Here is a 395-nt window from a genome sequence, read left to right on the forward strand (position 1 = left end):
ACTTTGTGGCTCATGACTGGGGTGAAGTCGTAACAAGGTAACCGTAGGGGAACCTGCGGTTGGATCACCTCCTTACCTGAGATAGGTTAAGTGCAGTGCTCACACAGATTGTCTGATGAAAGTCGAGAGCAAGGGAGTCTGCGAAGCCGACCATTGGGTCCCCTTCGTCTAGAGGCCTAGGACACCGCCCTTTCACGGCGGTAACAGGGGTTCGAATCCCCTAGGGGACGCCACTTGCAGGATAACGGGTGAAAGGCGTTGTCGATGTGTCTTTAAGCGGATTTTAGGAATCTGTTTAGCGATATAAGCTCTTTAACAATCTGGAACAAGCTGAAAAATTGAAATGCTCAATAATATCACCGAGGTATTATTGAGGTATCTCTCAAGCTGAACAA

General features: G+C 48.4%; 1 tRNA gene and 1 rRNA gene. Both read left to right on the plus strand.

Features of this window, described 5'->3' with window-relative positions:
* Window positions 1-75: ribosomal RNA gene (locus Phpb_RS19075) — 16S ribosomal RNA — on the plus strand; the annotation flags it as partial.
* 82 nt (window positions 76-157) lie between these two features.
* A tRNA-Glu gene (locus Phpb_RS19080) sits at window positions 158-233 on the plus strand.
* Window positions 234-395 lie beyond the last annotated feature (162 nt).

It is taken from the genome of Photorhabdus namnaonensis, from assembly GCF_001684335.1.
GTDB lineage: Bacteria > Pseudomonadota > Gammaproteobacteria > Enterobacterales > Enterobacteriaceae > Photorhabdus > Photorhabdus namnaonensis.